Source organism: Nocardioides coralli, from assembly GCF_019880385.1.
GTDB classification, from domain to species: Bacteria; Actinomycetota; Actinomycetes; order Propionibacteriales; family Nocardioidaceae; genus Nocardioides; species Nocardioides coralli.
Map to the genome: position 1 here is coordinate 448,697 of NZ_CP082273.1, position 16,999 is coordinate 465,695.

Below are 16,999 nucleotides of genomic sequence, written 5' to 3' on the forward strand. Positions count from 1 at the left end.
GGACCATGAAGAAGCTGATCGTCCCCGGCGTGCTGCTCGCCCTGCTCGCGGCCGCTGCCGTGACCATGCTCGGCGGCGAGGACCAGAAGACGCTGACCGCCAAGTTCCCGCGCACCATCTCGGTCTACGAGGGCAGCGACGTCCGCGTGCTGGGCGTCCCCGTCGGCACCGTCGACACGGTGACCCCGTCGGGCACCGAGGTGGTCGTCACCATGTCCTACGACCGCGAGGTCACCCTGCCCGCCGACGCGAAGGCCGTCATCATCTCCCCGTCGGTGGTCGGTGACCGCTACGTCCAGCTGACGCCCACCTACGGCGGTGGCGAGAAGCTCGCCGACGGCGCGACCCTGGAGGTCGAGCAGACCGCGGTGCCGCTGGAGCTCGACGAGATCTACGACAACCTCGACAAGCTCAACGTCGCGCTGGGCCCCACCGGTGCCAACCGGGAGGGTGCCCTCTCCGACCTGCTCCAGGTCACGGCCGACAACTTCGGTGGCCAGGGCGAGAAGTTCAACGAGACCATCCGCAACTTCGGCAGGTTCAGCGAGACGCTGGCCGACAACCGCCAGGAGTTCTTCGGGTCGATGCGGGCGCTGCAGGGGTTCATCAGCACGCTGGCCTCCAACGACGAGACCGTCCGCGACTTCAACGACTCGCTCTCCGAGGTCTCCTCGATGCTCTCCGGCGAGCGGCAGGAGCTCAAGGCGGCGCTGGAGAACCTGTCGGTGGCCATGGGCGAGGTCTCCACCTTCGTCCAGGAGAACCGCGACATCCTCGGGCGCAACATCCGGGGGCTCAACCGGGTCAGCAAGGTGCTCGCCAAGCAGCGCGGCGCGCTCGACGAGATCCTCTCGGCTGCCCCCGTGGCGCTCAACAACCTCGCGCTCACCTACAACCCGCAGGCGGGCACGCTCGACACGCGCGCCAACCTCGGTGAGCTCGACTACCAGATCACCTCCGACCCGGCCGTGTTCCTGTGCGGCATCGTCAACCAGGCCGACACCTCCGGTGACACCTGTGACGCCATCGAGGCGGCGTTCCCGCGGGCGGGTGCGCTGCGCACGATGCAGGGCAAGAACCCACGCTGGCAGGACGAGTCCGACCCGTCCCTCGGAGGACTGGTGGAGGTGACCCGATGAGGCGCGTCCCGCTCCTGCTCAAGGCGCTGCTGGGCACTCTCTGCGGTGCCCTGGTCCTGACCGGCTGCAGCTTCAGCGTCTACGACATGCCGCTGCCGGGTGGCACCGACGTCGGCGACGAGCCGATGGAGGTGACGGCCGAGTTCACCGACGTCATGGACCTCGTGCCGCAGTCGACGGTCAAGGTCAACGACGTCAGCGTCGGCAAGATCACCGAGATCGACCTCGACGGCGAGACCGCACTGGTCACCATGGAGCTGCCGCAGGACATCGAGCTGCCGGCCAACTCCACCGCGCAGATCCGGCAGACCAGCCTCCTGGGCGAGAAGTTCATCTCGCTGGAGCCTCCCGCGTCGGGGGCCAGCTCCTCCACGCTCGCCGACGGCGCGACCATCCCCCTCGACGCCACCGGTCGCAACCCGGAGGTCGAGGAGGTTCTGGGCGCGCTCAGCCTGCTGCTCAACGGCGGCGGCGTGGCGCAGATGAAGACCATCGCGACCGAGCTCAACAAGGCCCTGGAGGGTCGCGAGGACTCCGCGAAGTCGGTGTTCCGGCAGATCCGCCAGTTCATGGGCCAGCTCGACGACAACAAGCGCGACATCGTCGCGGCCATCGAGGGCCTCAATCGCCTCTCGATCGAGGCCAACGCGCAGATCGAGACCATCGACGCCGCGCTCGAGGAGCTGCCCAGCGCGCTGAACACCCTCGACGCGCAGCGCCGCGACCTGGTGCGGATGCTCAAGCAGCTCAACCGGCTGGGCGACGTCGGGGTCCGCGTGATCCGGACCTCCAAGAAGGCGACCATCGACTCCTTCCGGCAGCTCGTCCCGGTGCTGACCCAGCTCTCGGAGTCCGGTGACGCGTTCGTCGACGCCTTCCACGTGTTCCTGACCTACCCGTTCGTCGACGAGGTCGTGGGCCGCGACCCGCAGGTGGCCCGCAACCTCCACATGGGCGACTACACCAACCTGTCGGTGACGTTCGACATCGCGCTCAACGACGACGAGGGCGACACCGTCAATCCGCCGGTCGACCCGGGCGAGGCCTGCACCACCCTGCGTGACGTACGCCGGGAGCTCGGCAAGAACGTGCCTCTCGACGAGCTGATCGACTACCTCGAGAGCCTCGAGGACCTTTGCGACGGCGCCGAGCAGGCCATCAACAAGTGCCTGGCCAAGCCGGACATCGACAAGCTCGTCAACTGCCTGGAGAAGCGGCTGGGCGTCACGATCCAGAAGGTCACCCAGGGCGTGCTCGACAACACCTGCCAGCTCCTCGGCATCCCGCAGAACCAGTGCCCCGACGTCAACGGCGGTGGCGGCGGTGGCGGCGGTGGCGGCGGTGGCGGCGGCCTGCCCGACCTGCCCGACATCCAGCTGCCGCGTGCGCCGTTCGGTCCCGACACGTCCGTCGACGCCGACCGGGGTCCGACGATGGGCCAGCTCAGCGCCCACTACGACCCTGCCCTGGTCTCGCTCCTCGTGCCCGGGATGGTGGTGACCCGATGATCGACAGTCGTACCAAGACCCAGCTGCTGATCTTCGTGATCATCACCTTGGTCGGTGTGAGCTTCGTCGGCGCGCGCTACGCCCGCCTCGACCGGCTCGTCCGCGACGACACCTTCACCGTCGTGGCGCACTTCGCCCAGTCCGGCGGCATCTTCTCCGGCGGCGAGGTGACCTACCGCGGGGTCAAGATCGGGCAGGTCGAGCGCATGGAGCTGACCGACGACGGCGTCGACCTCCACCTGGCCATCGACAAGGACCACGACGACATCCCGGCCGACGCCGTGGCGCTGGTCGGCAACCGCTCCGCTGTCGGTGAGCAGTACGTCGAGCTGCAGCCGCAGAGCGACGGCGAGCCCTTCCTCGCCGAGGACTCCGAGATCGCGGTCGAGAACACCCGCACGCCGATCCAGGTCAAGACGTTCCTGACCAACCTGTCCAACACGGTGGAGTCGGTCGACAAGAAGGCGCTGCGCACGACGGTGACCGAGCTCGGCGCCGCGTTCGGTGGCACCGGCGAGGACCTGCAGCGCATCATCGACACGGGCAACGCCTTCATCGAGGACGCCAACGCCAACTTCGACGTGACGACCGCTCTCATCCGAGACAGCAACGTCGTGCTCAAGGGTCAGCTCGCCAAGGCGAGCGCCATCCGGAACTTCGCTCGGGAGATGTCGCGGTTCACCGGGACCCTCGCGGCCAACGACGACGACCTGCGCAACGTCATCGACGCCGGGTCGACGACGGCCAACGAGCTCCGTCGCTTCCTCGAGGACAACGAGGTCGACCTGGCCGAGCTGGTCAACAACCTGGTGACCACGGGTGAGGTGACCGTCGCCAACCTCGACGGCATCGAGCAGGTGCTCGCCATCTACCCCTACGTCGTCGAGGGCGGCTTCACGGTGGTCTCGAAGTCCCCGGACGGTCTCTACGACGCCCACTTCGGGATGATCGAGACCTCCGAGCCGCACGTGTGCACCCACGGCTACGAGAGCACCGACCGGCGTCCGCCGCAGGACGGCAGCAACCGGCCGATGAACATGAAGGCGCGCTGCGCCGAGCCGGCGACGAAGAGCAACCCGCGCGGCGCCCAGCACGCCCCACGTCGGGCAGCCGCCGACTACGAGGCGCCCGTGGTCGCCTACTACGACCAGGGCACCGACGAGGTCCTGTGGGGTGACGACGTCCCCGCCGAGTTGCGGACTCCCGGTACGTTGGCGCCCAGCACGTTCGGAGAGGAGTCGTGGAAGTGGCTGTTCCTCCAGCCCATGACCTAGGCGACGGAGCAACGGACCCCACCACCCCCCACGGCACGGCACGCCCGAGCGGGCTGCGGCCCGTCCTGCTCGCGGTGTGCGCCGTGGTGGCCGTGGTCGCACTCGCCACGAGTGGGTGGCTGATCTCCTCGCGGGGCTTCTCGGCCGTCGGCATCGACGCCGGACCCAGCCAGGTGCAGGCCGAGCGGGACGCGGTGATGTCGCAGTCACGGCAGTTCATGCTGCGGATGGGCACCTACGGCCCCGACCAGCTGGAGGACGGACAGCTCCCCGAGTACCGCGAGCTGGTCACCGAGGTGATCACGCCCAAGTTCGCCACCTCGTTCGAGCAGTCGGTGACCGCAGCGGAGCAGATCGTGGCCCAGGCGGGTGCGGCACGGGAGACCGAGGTCCTCTCCACCGGGGTGTCCACCCTCTCCGACACCTCCGCCACCGCCCTCGTGGCCGGCGCCTTCGTCAACTCCTACCCCAGCCGGGGCGGCGAGCTGGTCCCCCAGGAGCCGGTGCCGTTCCGGATGGAGCTGACGCTGCAGAAGATCGACGGTGAGTGGCTCGTGGACGACTTCACCCCGGTGACGGGAGCCGAGCAGTGACCAGCGGCCCGAACTACTACGACGTCCTCGACGTCGACCCCGGTGCGAGCAGCGAGGAGATCCGCGACGCCTGGCGAGCCGCGATCGCCGACCTCACCCCGGCCGACCGGCGCTTCCGCCTCTACAACCAGGCTGCCGAGGTGCTGCTCGACGACGAGCGGCGGGCCGCCTACGACGCCCAGCTGGCCGCCGAGGTGGCCGACCGGCCCGAGGCCACGCAGGACGCCGACGAGGCCGGGGCCACGGTGCCGGCCGAGCCTGCGGCGCCTGCCGCTGCCGCGCCCGCAGCCGCCACCGGACCGGTCGCCGAACGACCCACGCCTGCGTGGCGCGATCGTCCGGTGCCCACCTGGCTGCTGGTCGCCGTTGCCCTGCTGGCCGTGCTCTCCGTCGGCCTGATGTCCTACCTCTTCACCCAACCGTCGGAGGCCTCGGTCGAGGAGGCGGCCGCCAGTGCCCGCAGCGCCGCCGAGGAGGCGATCGTGCCGGTGCTCTCCTACGACTACCGGACCCTCGAGGAGGACCAGGCGGCCGCCCACGCCTTCCTGACCGACGACTACCGCCAGGAGTACGACCGGTTCATGGAGGACGTCGTCACGGCCAATGCCGAGCGGACGGAGGCGGCCGTCGAGGTGGAGGTCGTGACCTCCGCGGTCGTGCGTGCCTCGGCGGACCGGGCAGAGGTGCTGCTCTTCGTCAACCGGCCCACCACCAACGCCGAGACCGAGGAGCCGAAGGTCTTCAAGGACCAGGTCCGGGTCCGGCTGGAGAAGGTGGACGGCGAGTGGCTGGTGGACTGCCTTATCACCGCACCGGACGGCAGCTGCGGATCCTGACCACACGCCCGGGATCCGCCGCTGCTTGACCTGGACGTGGGCCTGCGTCCATCATCTACGCAACGTCGCGGACCGCTGGCCGGGAGCACCGAGCGCGGTCTTGACGCCGATGTTGTGTCGTGCCCACGGCTGGGGTACTCTTCACGTTCGCACCCGTTCTCAAATGCGCTTCCGCCTGCCCGGTGGCGGATGTGTGGTGATCGGGTGTCACTTCCCAGAGCGACCCGTGAAAAGGACACCTCTTGGCTGCGCGCACCGCCACTGGTCACACGCTTGGCTCCCAGCGAATCTCCTTCGCAAAGATCACCGAACCGCTCGAGCTCCCGCAGCTCCTCTCCCTCCAGACCGACAGCTTCGACTGGCTGATCGGCAACGAGGCCTGGAACGCCGAGGTCAAGCGGCGCCGGGACGCCGACGAGGACGTCTCCGCCAAGTCGGGGCTGCAGGAGATCTTCGAGGAGATCTCCCCGATCGAGGACTTCAGCGAGACCATGTCGCTGTCGTTCGACAACCCGGTCTTCTACGACCCGAAGTACACCGTCGAGGAGTGCAAGGAGAAGGACTTCACCTACTCCGCACCGCTCTACGTCTCCGCCGAGTTCACCAACAACGAGACCGGTGAGATCAAGGGCCAGACGGTCTTCATGGGCGACTTCCCGCTCATGACGCCCAAGGGCACCTTCATCATCAACGGCACCGAGCGCGTCGTCGTCTCGCAGCTCGTCCGGTCGCCCGGCGTCTACTTCGAGCGCACCCCCGACAAGACGTCGGACAAGGACATCTACACCTCCAAGCTGATCCCGTCGCGCGGTGCGTGGCTGGAGTTCGAGGTCGACAAGCGCGACCTCGTCGGCGTCCGCCTGGACCGCAAGCGCAAGCAGAACGTGACCGTGCTGCTCAAGGCGCTGCAGGCCGTTGCCGAGGAGACCGGCGAGGCCTACGACTACGACGCCGTCATGGCGGAGCTGCGCGAGTTCGAGTCGATCCAGCTCACCGAGGAGAAGGACCACACGCAGGGTCCCGACGACGCGCTGCTCGACATCTACCGCAAGCTCCGCCCGGGTGAGCCGCCGACGCGCGAAGCCGCCCTGACGCTGCTGAAGAACTACTACTTCAACCCCAAGCGCTACGACCTCGCCAAGGTCGGCCGCTACAAGATCAACAAGAAGCTCGGCCTGACCGAGGCCTTCGACCAGCAGACGCTGACGATCGCCGACATCGTGGCGACCATCAAGTTCATCGTCGCCCTCCACGACGGCCGCGAGTCGCTCGAGGCGCCGGCCGGCGAGATCGTGATCGACGCCGACGACATCGACCACTTCGGCAACCGCCGGATGCGGACGGTCGGCGAGCTCATCCAGAACCAGCTGCGCACCGGCCTGGCCCGGATGGAGCGTGTGGTTCGGGAGCGGATGACCACCCAGGACGTCGAGGCGATCACGCCGCAGTCCCTCATCAACATCCGGCCCGTGGTCGCGGCGCTGAAGGAGTTCTTCGGCACCTCGCAGCTCTCGCAGTTCATGGACCAGACCAACCCGATCGCCGGTCTGACGCACAAGCGTCGCCTCTCGGCGCTCGGCCCCGGCGGTCTGTCCCGTGACCGCGCCGGCATGGAGGTCCGCGACGTCCACCCGTCGCACTACGGTCGGATGTGCCCGATCGAGACGCCGGAAGGCCCCAACATCGGCCTGATCGGGTCGCTGGCCTCCTACGGTCGGATCAACCCCTTCGGCTTCGTGGAGACCCCCTACCGGGTCGTCAAGAACGGCAAGGTCACCGACGAGGTGCACTACCTCACCGCTGACGACGAGGACCGCTACGTCATCGCGCAGGCCAACGCCGCGCTCGACGACAAGGGTCGCTTCGTCAACGAGCGGGTGCTGGTGCGCCAGCGTGACGGCGAGGTCTCGGAGATCCTGGCCGGCGAGATCGACTACATGGACGTCTCGCCGCGGCAGATGGTCTCGGTCGCCACCGCCCTGATCCCGTTCCTCGAGCACGACGACGCCAACCGCGCGCTCATGGGCGCCAACATGCAGCGCCAGGCTGTCCCGCTCATCAAGAGCGACAGCCCGCTGGTCGGCACCGGCATCGAGTACCGCGCCGCGGTCGACGCCGGTGACGTCGTGGTGGCCGAGAAGGCCGGTGTGGTCAAGGAGGTCTCGGCCGACATCGTCGAGACCATGAACGACGACGGCACCTACACCACCTACAAGCTGGCCAAGTTCCGCCGGTCCAACCAGGGCACCTGCATCAACCAGCGGCCGCTGGTCAGCGAGGGCGACAAGCTCCAGGTGGGCTCGCCGATCGCCGACGGTCCGTGCACCGACGACGCCGAGATGGCGCTGGGCACCAACCTGCTGGTCGCGTTCATGCCGTGGCAGGGCCACAACTACGAGGACGCGATCATCCTCAGCAACCGCCTGGTGCAGGAGGACGTGCTCACCTCGATCCACATCGAGGAGCACGAGGTCGACGCCCGCGACACCAAGCTGGGCCCCGAGGAGATCACCCGCGACATCCCGAACGTCGGCGAGGACATGCTCGCCGACCTCGACGAGCGCGGCATCATCCGGATCGGCGCGGAGGTCACCACCGGTGACATCCTCGTCGGCAAGGTGACCCCGAAGGGCGAGACCGAGCTCACCCCCGAGGAGCGCCTGCTCCGCGCGATCTTCGGCGAGAAGGCGCGCGAGGTGCGCGACACCTCGATGAAGGTGCCCCACGGTGAGTCCGGCACGGTCATCGGCGTCCGGGTCTTCGACCGCGAGGACGGCGACGAGCTGCCCCCGGGTGTCAACCAGCTGGTGCGCGTCTACGTCGCCCAGAAGCGGAAGATCTCGGTGGGCGACAAGCTCGCCGGCCGCCACGGCAACAAGGGCGTCATCGCCAAGATCCTGCCGATCGAGGACATGCCGTTCATGGAGGACGGCACGCCCGTCGACGTCGTGCTCAACCCGCTGGGTGTCCCGCGACGCATGAACATCGGCCAGATCCTCGAGCTGCACCTGGGCTGGCTGGCCAAGCAGGGCTGGGACCTCGACCTCCACGGCGACAAGGGCTCGCAGGCGTGGAAGGACCGACTCATGTCGATCCACGCCCAGAAGGCCGAGCCGGACACGAAGGTCGCGACCCCGGTCTTCGACGGTGCCCGCGAGGACGAGATCACCGGCCTGCTGGGTGCCACGCTGCCCAACCGTGACGGTGACCGGCTGATCGACGAGACCGGCAAGGCCAACCTGTTCGACGGCCGCTCAGGCGAGCCGTTCCCGGACCCGGTCTCGGTCGGCTACATGTACATCCTCAAGCTGCACCACCTGGTGGACGACAAGATCCACGCGCGCAGCACCGGCCCCTACTCGATGATCACGCAGCAGCCGCTGGGCGGTAAGGCCCAGTTCGGCGGCCAGCGGTTCGGCGAGATGGAGGTGTGGGCCATGGAGGCCTACGGTGCGGCGTACGCCCTCCAGGAGCTGCTGACGATCAAGTCCGACGACGTGCCCGGTCGCGTCAAGGTCTACGAGGCCATCGTCAAGGGCGAGAACATCCCCGACTCCGGCATCCCCGAGTCGTTCAAGGTGCTCGTCAAGGAGATGCAGTCGCTCTGCCTGAACGTCGAGGTGCTCAGCCAGGACGGTTCGCAGATCGAGCTCAAGGACGCCGAGGAAGACGTCTTCCGGGCGGCCGAGGAGCTGGGCATCGACTTGTCCCGCCGCGAGCCGAGCTCGGTCGAAGAGGTCTGAGGGACTACGGGTTTTTAGGAGAGTTGGACGACAGTGCTCGACGTTAATTTCTTCGACCAGCTGAAGATCGGCCTGGCCACCGCGGACGAGATCCGCGCCTGGAGCCACGGTGAGGTCAAGAAGCCGGAGACCATCAACTACCGCACGCTCAAGCCCGAGCGCGACGGCCTGTTCTGCGAGAAGATCTTCGGTCCCACCCGGGACTGGGAGTGCTACTGCGGCAAGTACAAGCGGGTGCGCTTCAAGGGGATCATCTGCGAGCGCTGCGGCGTCGAGGTGACCCGCTCGAAGGTCCGCCGCGAGCGGATGGGCCACATCGAGCTGGCCGCCCCGGTGACCCACATCTGGTACTTCAAGGGTGTGCCGTCGCGGCTGGGCTACCTGCTGGACCTGGCGCCGAAGGACCTCGAGAAGGTCATCTACTTCGCCGCCTACATGATCACCTCCGTCGACGAGGACGCCCGTCACCGCGACCTGTCCTCGCTCGAGGGCAAGGTGCAGCTGGAGCGCGAGCGCCTCGAGAAGCGTCGCGACGGCGCGATCGAGGACCGGACCAAGAAGCTGGAGGAGGACCTCGCGACCCTCGAGGCCGAGGGCGCCAAGGCCGACCAGCGGCGCAAGGTGCGTGACGGCGCCGAGCGGGAGATGAAGCAGCTGCGCGACAAGGCGCAGCGCGAGATCGACCGTCTCGACGAGGTCTGGGACACCTTCAAGTCGCTGAAGGTCCAGGACCTCATGGGCGACGAGATGCTCTACCGCGAGATGAAGGCGTGGTTCGGCAAGTACTTCGAGGGCCACATGGGCGCCACGGCGATCCAGAAGCGCCTGGAGTCCTTCGACATCGAGGCCGAGGTCGAGGCGCTGCGCGACGTCATCGCCACGGGCAAGGGCCAGCGCAAGGTCCGTGCCCTCAAGCGGCTGAAGGTGGTCGACGCCTTCCGCAAGACCGGCAACCAGCCGATCGGCATGGTGCTCGACGCCGTCCCGGTCATCCCGCCGGACCTGCGGCCGATGGTCCAGCTGGACGGTGGCCGCTTCGCGACCTCCGACCTCAACGACCTCTACCGCCGGGTGATCAACCGCAACAACCGTCTCAAGCGGCTGCTCGACCTCGGTGCGCCCGAGATCATCGTCAACAACGAGAAGCGGATGCTCCAGGAGGCCGTCGACTCGCTGTTCGACAACGGCCGCCGCGGTCGTCCGGTCACCGGCCCGGGCAACCGGCCGCTGAAGTCGCTGTCCGACATGCTCAAGGGCAAGCAGGGCCGGTTCCGCCAGAACCTGCTCGGCAAGCGCGTCGACTACTCCGGCCGTTCGGTGATCGTGTCGGGTCCGCAGCTGAAGCTGCACCAGTGCGGTCTGCCCAAGCAGATGGCCCTGGAGCTCTTCAAGCCCTTCGTCATGAAGCGGCTCGTGGACCTGTCGCACGCCCAGAACATCAAGTCCGCGAAGCGGATGGTGGAGCGTGCCCGGCCGGTCGTGTGGGACGTGCTCGAGGAGGTCATCACCGAGCACCCGGTGCTGCTCAACCGGGCACCCACGCTGCACCGCCTCGGCATCCAGGCCTTCGAGCCGCAGCTGGTCGAGGGCAAGGCCATCCAGATCCACCCGCTGGTCTGCACGGCGTTCAACGCCGACTTCGACGGTGACCAGATGGCGGTGCACCTGCCGCTGTCCGCCGAGGCGCAGGCCGAGGCGCGGATCCTGATGCTGTCGACGAACAACATCCTCAAGCCGTCCGACGGCCGGCCGGTCACCATGCCGACGCAGGACATGATCATCGGCCTGTTCTTCCTCACCACGCAGCGTGAGGGCGAGCCAGGCGAGGGCCGGGCGTTCGCCTCGACGGCCGAGGCCGTCATGGCCTTCGACCACGGTGAGATCAGCCTGCAGAGCAAGGTCAGGATCCGGTTCCCCGACCTGGTGCCGCCGCTCGACCTCGAGCTGGGCGAGGACTGGGAGGAGGGTCGCTCGATCACCCTCGAGACGACCCTGGGTCGGGCGCTGTTCAACGACACGCTGCCCGCCGACTACCCGTACGTGAACTACGAGGTCGGCAAGAAGGCCCTGGGCGCGATCGTCAACGACCTCGCCGAGCGCTACTCCAAGGTCGAGGTCGCGGCGTCCCTGGACGCCCTCAAGGACGCCGGTTTCCACTGGGCCACCCGGTCCGGTGTGACCGTCTCCATCGACGACGTCACCACCCCGGAGGACAAGGCCGGCATCCTCGCTGACTACGAGAAGCAGGCCGAGAAGGTCCAGAAGCAGTACGAGCGGGGCCTGGTGACCGACGACGAGCGCCGCCAGGAGCTCATCGAGATCTGGACGCAGGCCTCCAACGAGGTCGGCAAGGCCATGGAGGGCAACTTCGACCGGTCGAACCCGATCTACATGATGGTCGACTCCGGTGCCTCCGGAAACATGAACCAGATCCGGCAGGTCGCGGCCATGCGTGGTCTGGTGGCCAACCCGAAGGGCGAGATCATCCCGCGTCCGATCAAGTCCAACTTCCGTGAGGGCCTCACGGTGCTGGAGTACTTCATCGCGACGCACGGCGCCCGGAAGGGTCTGGCGGACACCGCGCTGCGGACCGCCGACTCCGGCTACCTGACCCGTCGACTGGTCGACGTCTCCCAGGACGTCATCATCCGCGAGGACGACTGCGCCACCGAGCGCGGCCTCGACAAGGTGATCGGCGTCAAGGGCGAGGACGGTGTCGTCCGCAAGGACGACAACGCCGAGACCGCGGCGTACGCCCGGACGGCGGCCGTCGAGGTCACCCACCCCGACACCGGCGAGGCGCTGGTGGCTGCGGGCGAGGACCTCGGCGACGTCAAGATCGGCGAGCTGGTCGCGGCCGGCATCGAGACGGTCAAGGTCCGCTCCGTGCTGACCTGCGACGCCCGGACCGGTACCTGCGCCAAGTGCTACGGCCGGTCGCTGGCCACCGGCAAGCTGGTCGACATCGGCGAGGCCGTCGGCATCATCGCGGCCCAGTCGATCGGTGAGCCCGGCACGCAGCTGACGATGCGGACCTTCCACACCGGTGGTGTGGCCTCGGCCGACGACATCACGCAGGGTCTGCCCCGTGTGGTCGAGCTGTTCGAGGCCCGTCAGCCCAAGGGTCTGGCGCCGATCACGGAGTTCGCCGGCCGGGTCGAGATCGAGGAGACCGACAAGGCCCGCAAGGTCCTGGTCACCCCCGACGACGGCTCCGAGGTCCAGGAGTACTCCGTCAGCAAGCGGGCCCGGCTGCTGGTCGCCGACGGCGACCACGTCGAGGTCGGCCACCAGCTGACGGTCGGTACGCCGGACCCGAAGGAGGTGCTCCGCGTGCTCGGTATCCGTCGGGCGCAGCAGCACCTCGTCGACGAGGTCCAGGCGGTGTACCGGTCGCAGGGTGTGTCGATCCACGACAAGCACATCGAGATCATCGTGCGGCAGATGCTGCGCCGCGTGACGGTCATCGAGTCGGGTGAGACCAACCTGCTGCCCTCCGACCTGGTCGACCGGGTGATCTTCGAGGAGGAGAACCGGCGCGTGGTCACCGAGGGTGGCAAGCCCGCCTCGGGTCGTGCGGAGCTGATGGGCATCACGAAGGCGTCGTTGGCCACCGAGTCGTGGCTGTCGGCGGCCTCCTTCCAGGAGACGACCCGCGTCCTCACCGACGCGGCGATCAACGGTCGCAGCGACTCGCTGCGCGGCCTGAAGGAGAACGTGATCATCGGCAAGCTGATCCCGGCCGGCACCGGCCTGGAGCGCTACCGCAACATCCGGGTCGAGCCGACCGAGGAGGCTCGCGCGGCGGCGTACTCCGTCACCGGGTACGACTCCTACGACTACGAGTTCGGCGGCGGAAGCGGCCAGGCGGTCGCCCTGGACGACTTCGACTTCGGTTCCTACCAGAACTGAGCGAGTCTGCGTCGACGACGGCCCCCTCCCGCCCGGCGGGAGGGGGCCGTCGCGGTCCACCGACGCCGAGCCGTCATTCCAGGTGGTTGAGATGGCGCCGAGCCGTCATTCCAGCTGGTTGAGATGGCGCCGAGCCGTCACGTACAGGGGATCGGTCCCGACGCGGTCGACGGCTTGGGGAGAAGCGCACCAGCAGGAGTGACGGCTCAGCGGGTGGTGAACCTGCAGAAGTGACGGCTCAGCGGGTTGTGAACCAGCAGTGGTGACGGCTCGGCAGGTCAGAGGGTGCGCGGGCGGTAGCCGGAGCACATGATGCGCAGGTGACCGATGCCGTCGGGACCGGTGCGGTAGTAGGCCTGCTGCTCGGCGACGTGCGCGCCGTCGGGGTTCTCCAGGGCGAACCGGTAGCCGATGCGCCGGGTGTCGGCGACCTCGTCCTCGACCACGCCGAGCAGCTCGACGATCCGGTCCTTCTCGCCGAACCAGTGGCCCAGCACGACATCGACCACACCCTGCGGCGAGGACGCCTCCCAGAGCCTGCCCGGGGTGAGACCCTTGAAGTCGACGGTCGGGGACAGCGGGCGCGCCAGCCCTTCCGGGTCGTGCCTCACGATCGCTGCCACGAACTGCCGTGCCTCGTCCACGAGGACATCCAAGCACCGCCGGGGTCTCGGCGGGAGGCTGCCAGCAGGTTCAGCTGCTGACCCGAGCCCTACGCTGGCGCCCATGTCGCGGCGTGTCGTCCTCGGGGTCGACGGCTGCCGCGCCGGCTGGGTCGGCGCGCTGCTGGTCGGCAGTGAGGTCAAAGTGCTGGTGGAGCCCGACATCACGACCCTGGTGGCCACCGCGGGGCGGACGCACCCGCCGGCGGTGGTCGGGATCGACATCCCCATCGGGCTGCCCGACGACGGGCCCCGGGTGGCGGACGTCGCCGCGCGCCGCGAGCTGCCGGTCGGACGCAAGTCCTCGGTCTTCCCCACGCCGGTCCGGGCTGCGGTGGCGTCGGCGAGCCACCCCGAGGCCAACGCCGCCCAGCGGGCTGCGACCGGCAAGGGGCTCAGCGTCCAGGGGTTCCACCTGTGCGCCAAGATCGCCGAGGTCGACCGGTGGGTGCGGCTCGGCCCCGAGGTCCCCGTGCTGGAGGTCCACCCGGAGGTGAGCTTCGCGGCCATGGGGGCCGACACCGTCCCCTCGAAGCGGACCGCGGCCGGACGCGCGGTCCGGCTGGCCGCGCTGCGCGGGGCCGGCATCACGCCACCGGCGCGGCTGGACGGCCCCGGTCACGGCGCCGACGACCTGCTGGACGCCTGCGCCGTGGCCTGGACCGCCCGACGTCACCTCACCGGTGCCTCACGCTCGCTGCCCGCCGACCCCGAGGTGTTCTCCGACGGGCTGCCGGCCGCCATCCACGTGTGAGCGGGCCCGGATCTCGAGGGCGAGTGCCCAGAAGGCGGCACCGAGGAGCAGCACCGCGAGGTACGACGCCAGCGGGCTGACGGCGCTCAGCCCGAACTCGAGCACGAGGAACGCCCAGACGGCGGGCCCCACCCACCGCGGCCCGGTCCGGGTCCGGAACAGGCCGATGGAGAGCAGCAGCTCGCCGAGGACCGTCCCCAGCAGCCCGGCGACGGCGAAGACCATGACCGGCGAGCTCTCGACGTCGGCCATCAGCCCGGCGTACGTCGCCCGGTTGGCCTCGTCGTGGGCCATCACGAGGTAGGCCATCGAGAGGCCGCCGAACACCACGTGCCCGAAGCAGCCGACGACCGCGAGGGCGGTGCCCCAGGCCGAGAGGCGGCGGGCGCCCGGGAGCAGCAGCCGACCGATCGCCAGGAAGGCCACCAGCATCGGCAGCTGCATCACCGTGAAGGCGGTGGCCGAGACGGTGGGGGCCCACCCGTCGGCGAACCCGGCCAGCCGGTCGACGGGGTCGTCCGGGAAGGGCGGGCTGAGGGCCACGAACAGCAGGGCGAGGACCGGGCTGGCCAGCAGCGACAGCTCGGCGGCGAGGCGACGGGACGGGGTGTCGGGCAGCATGGCGGCTCCTCGTTTCGGTGGCCCGGCGGGCCGGTTGGCACCCAGCACACCGGGCGTGGCCCGTTCCGCGCATCGGCCGCAGGTCGCGGCAGGTGTCGACTCCAGATGACTGTCCGGACCCCCTCGGGAGCACTACCGTCGACGCGTGGAGATCCTGCGGGGGAGGCCCCGTCTCGTCGAGCTGGTGGCCGCCGGGCTGCTCGGCGTGCTCGGCGTCGGCGAGGTGCTGGTGCCCTTCGGCTCCCGGGTCGGGTCGGGGTCGGAGGTCGCGTCCGCGGCCGCCGCGGCCGTCGTCGCGGTCTCCCTGCTGTGGTGCCGGCGCGTCCCCTGGCTGCCGGCCGTGGTGTTCGCCGTCGCCTGGCCGCTGGCGCTGCTGCCGACCGGTTCGGTCTTCATCCTGTTCTACGGTCAGCTGGCGCCGCTGCTGGTGGTGCTCTTCCTCACGGTGAGGTACGGCGAGGGACGGGTCCCGGCCCTGGGGGCCGGCGTGGTCGTGGCGTCGTTCGTGGCCATCGACGTGTTCAGCACCGAGATGCGGTCGCCGGGCGAGCTGTTCTTCCACTGGACGGTCGGGCTGCTGACCGCCAGCGCCGCCGTCGGGCTGCGTCGGCTGGAGGGCCGGGCCCGCGCGTCGACCCGGCGGGCGATCGAGGCCGAGGTGGGGGCAGCGGAGCAGGCGATGCGCGCCGTGGTCGACGAGCGGACGCGGATCGCACGGGAGCTGCACGACATCGTCGCGCACGCGGTGACCTCGATGGTGGTGCAGGCGGGAGCCGCGCAGCAGGCCGACGGCGACCGCGCGTTCGTGGACACCGCCCTCGACGCCATCCGGCGCACCGGCAACGACGCGCTGGCCGAGATGCGTCGGCTCGTCGGCATGCTCCGGGAGGAGAGCGATGCGCCGCTGGCACCGCAGCCCCGGCTCGAGGCGCTCCCGGCCCTCATCGCGGCTGCCTCGACCGAGGGACCGGCGACGAGGCTGGAGGTGGTCGGAGCCGAGCGGGAGCTGCCGGTCGGCCTCGACCTCGCCGTCTACCGCATCGTGCAGGAGGCGCTGACCAACGTGCGCAAGCACGCGCAGGCCAGCGAGTGCGTGGTCCGGCTGGAGTACCACCCCGACGAAGTGCGGCTCGAGGTCGTCGACGACGGCCGGGGCGGGTCGGCGCGGGAGCCGGGTGGGCACGGGCTGGTGGGCATGCGCGAGCGGGTCGGCATGTACGGCGGCCGGTTCACGGCCGGCCCGGAGCGCGACCGCGGCTTCGCCGTCCGGGCCGTGCTGCCGGTGGCCACGTGACCGCGGCGGCGACCCGGGCGCTGGTGGTCGACGACCAGGAGCTGGTGCGGGTCGGCTTCCGGATGATCCTCGAACGCGGGGGTGTGGAGGTCGTCGGGGAGGCGGCCGACGGCCTCGAGGCCGTCGAGGCCGCCGCCACCCTGGCGCCGGACGTGGTGCTCATGGACGTGCGGATGCCCCGGCTCGACGGCATCGAGGCCACCCGCCGGGTGGTGGCCCACGACCCCGCCGTGCGGGTCGTGGTGCTGACGACGTTCGACCTCGACGAGTACGTCATGCAGGCCGTGCGGGCGGGCGCCAGCGGCTTCCTGCTCAAGGACATCCCGCCGGCCGACCTGGTGCACGCCGTCGGGGTCGTGGCCCGCGGTGACGCCCTGCTCGCCCCGGCGCTGACCCGCCGGCTGCTGGAGCGCTTCGCCGAGCAGCCCGAGACGGTCGCCGACCCGCGGGTCGAGGGTCTCAGCGCGCGCGAGCGCGAGGTGATGCTGGCCGTCGCGTCGGGGCAGTCGAACGCGGAGATCGGCGGTCGGCTCCACCTGAGCGAGGCCACCGTGAAGACCTACGTGTCGCGGCTGCTGACCAAGCTCGACGTCCGCGACCGGGTGCAGCTGACCGTCCTGGCCTACGAGTCGGGGCTGGTCGTGCCCCGCGGCGGGTGAGCGG

12 protein-coding genes are annotated in these 16,999 nt (G+C 69.6%); 10 read left to right on the top strand and 2 right to left on the bottom strand.

All coding sequences use genetic code 11. From position 1 onward, the window contains the following. Positions 1 to 5 precede the first annotated feature (5 nt). The 7 genes from K6T13_RS02255 (at position 6) to K6T13_RS02285 (ending at position 13,005) form a co-directional block, all read left to right on the top strand. Complete coding sequence (locus tag K6T13_RS02255) at positions 6 to 1,139, top strand: MCE family protein (RefSeq protein WP_222896561.1); 1,134 nt, start codon at positions 6 to 8, stop codon at positions 1,137 to 1,139. Continuing rightward, positions 1,136 to 2,647: an MCE family protein gene (locus tag K6T13_RS02260; protein WP_222896562.1), complete on the top strand. Its 1,512-nt coding sequence runs from the start codon at positions 1,136 to 1,138 to the stop codon at positions 2,645 to 2,647. The genes K6T13_RS02255 and K6T13_RS02260 overlap by 4 nt, the downstream gene beginning before the upstream one ends. Next, positions 2,644 to 3,921: an MCE family protein gene (locus K6T13_RS02265; protein ID WP_222896563.1), complete on the top strand. Its 1,278-nt coding sequence runs from the start codon at positions 2,644 to 2,646 to the stop codon at positions 3,919 to 3,921. The genes K6T13_RS02260 and K6T13_RS02265 overlap by 4 nt, the downstream gene beginning before the upstream one ends. After that, on the top strand, positions 3,894 to 4,514 hold the full coding sequence (locus K6T13_RS02270) for a hypothetical protein (RefSeq protein ID WP_222896564.1): 621 nt from the start codon (positions 3,894 to 3,896) through the stop codon (positions 4,512 to 4,514). The genes K6T13_RS02265 and K6T13_RS02270 overlap by 28 nt, the downstream gene beginning before the upstream one ends. Continuing rightward, entirely contained in the window at positions 4,511 to 5,350 is an 840-nt protein-coding gene (locus K6T13_RS02275; protein ID WP_222896565.1) for a J domain-containing protein, read from the top strand. Before K6T13_RS02270 ends, K6T13_RS02275 begins: the two co-directional genes overlap by 4 nt. Before the next feature lie 242 nt (positions 5,351 to 5,592). Further along, positions 5,593 to 9,093, top strand: coding sequence for a DNA-directed RNA polymerase subunit beta (gene rpoB / locus K6T13_RS02280; protein ID WP_222896566.1), 3,501 nt, complete (start codon positions 5,593 to 5,595; stop codon positions 9,091 to 9,093). Between the two features lie 33 nt (positions 9,094 to 9,126). After that, complete coding sequence (locus K6T13_RS02285; protein ID WP_222896567.1) at positions 9,127 to 13,005, top strand: DNA-directed RNA polymerase subunit beta'; 3,879 nt, start codon at positions 9,127 to 9,129, stop codon at positions 13,003 to 13,005. Positions 13,006 to 13,283: 278 nt separating this feature from the next. Here K6T13_RS02285 and K6T13_RS02290 read toward each other — a convergent pair whose 3' ends face one another. Next, entirely contained in the window at positions 13,284 to 13,649 is a 366-nt protein-coding gene (locus K6T13_RS02290) for a hypothetical protein (RefSeq protein ID WP_222896568.1), read from the bottom strand. An 82-nt stretch (positions 13,650 to 13,731) separates the two neighbouring features. On the opposite strand from K6T13_RS02290, the gene K6T13_RS02295 reads away from it, so the two are divergent. Further along, positions 13,732 to 14,421, top strand: coding sequence for a DUF429 domain-containing protein (locus K6T13_RS02295; protein WP_222896569.1), 690 nt, complete (start codon positions 13,732 to 13,734; stop codon positions 14,419 to 14,421). On the opposite strand, the gene K6T13_RS02300 is transcribed toward K6T13_RS02295, so the two are convergent. Next, a complete protein-coding gene (locus tag K6T13_RS02300; protein WP_222896570.1) occupies positions 14,356 to 15,042 on the bottom strand; it encodes a hypothetical protein in 687 nt (228 codons plus the stop codon). The two genes, K6T13_RS02295 and K6T13_RS02300, sit on opposite strands and share 66 nt — an antisense overlap. A 145-nt stretch (positions 15,043 to 15,187) precedes the next feature. On the opposite strand from K6T13_RS02300, the gene K6T13_RS02305 reads away from it, so the two are divergent. Further along, positions 15,188 to 16,336, top strand: coding sequence for a sensor histidine kinase (locus K6T13_RS02305; protein ID WP_222896571.1), 1,149 nt, complete (start codon positions 15,188 to 15,190; stop codon positions 16,334 to 16,336). Beyond that, positions 16,333 to 16,995 carry a response regulator gene (locus K6T13_RS02310; protein WP_283247942.1) on the top strand — a complete coding sequence of 221 codons (663 nt, stop codon included), beginning with the start codon at positions 16,333 to 16,335 and terminating at the stop codon, positions 16,993 to 16,995. Before K6T13_RS02305 ends, K6T13_RS02310 begins: the two co-directional genes overlap by 4 nt. Positions 16,996 to 16,999 lie beyond the last annotated feature (4 nt).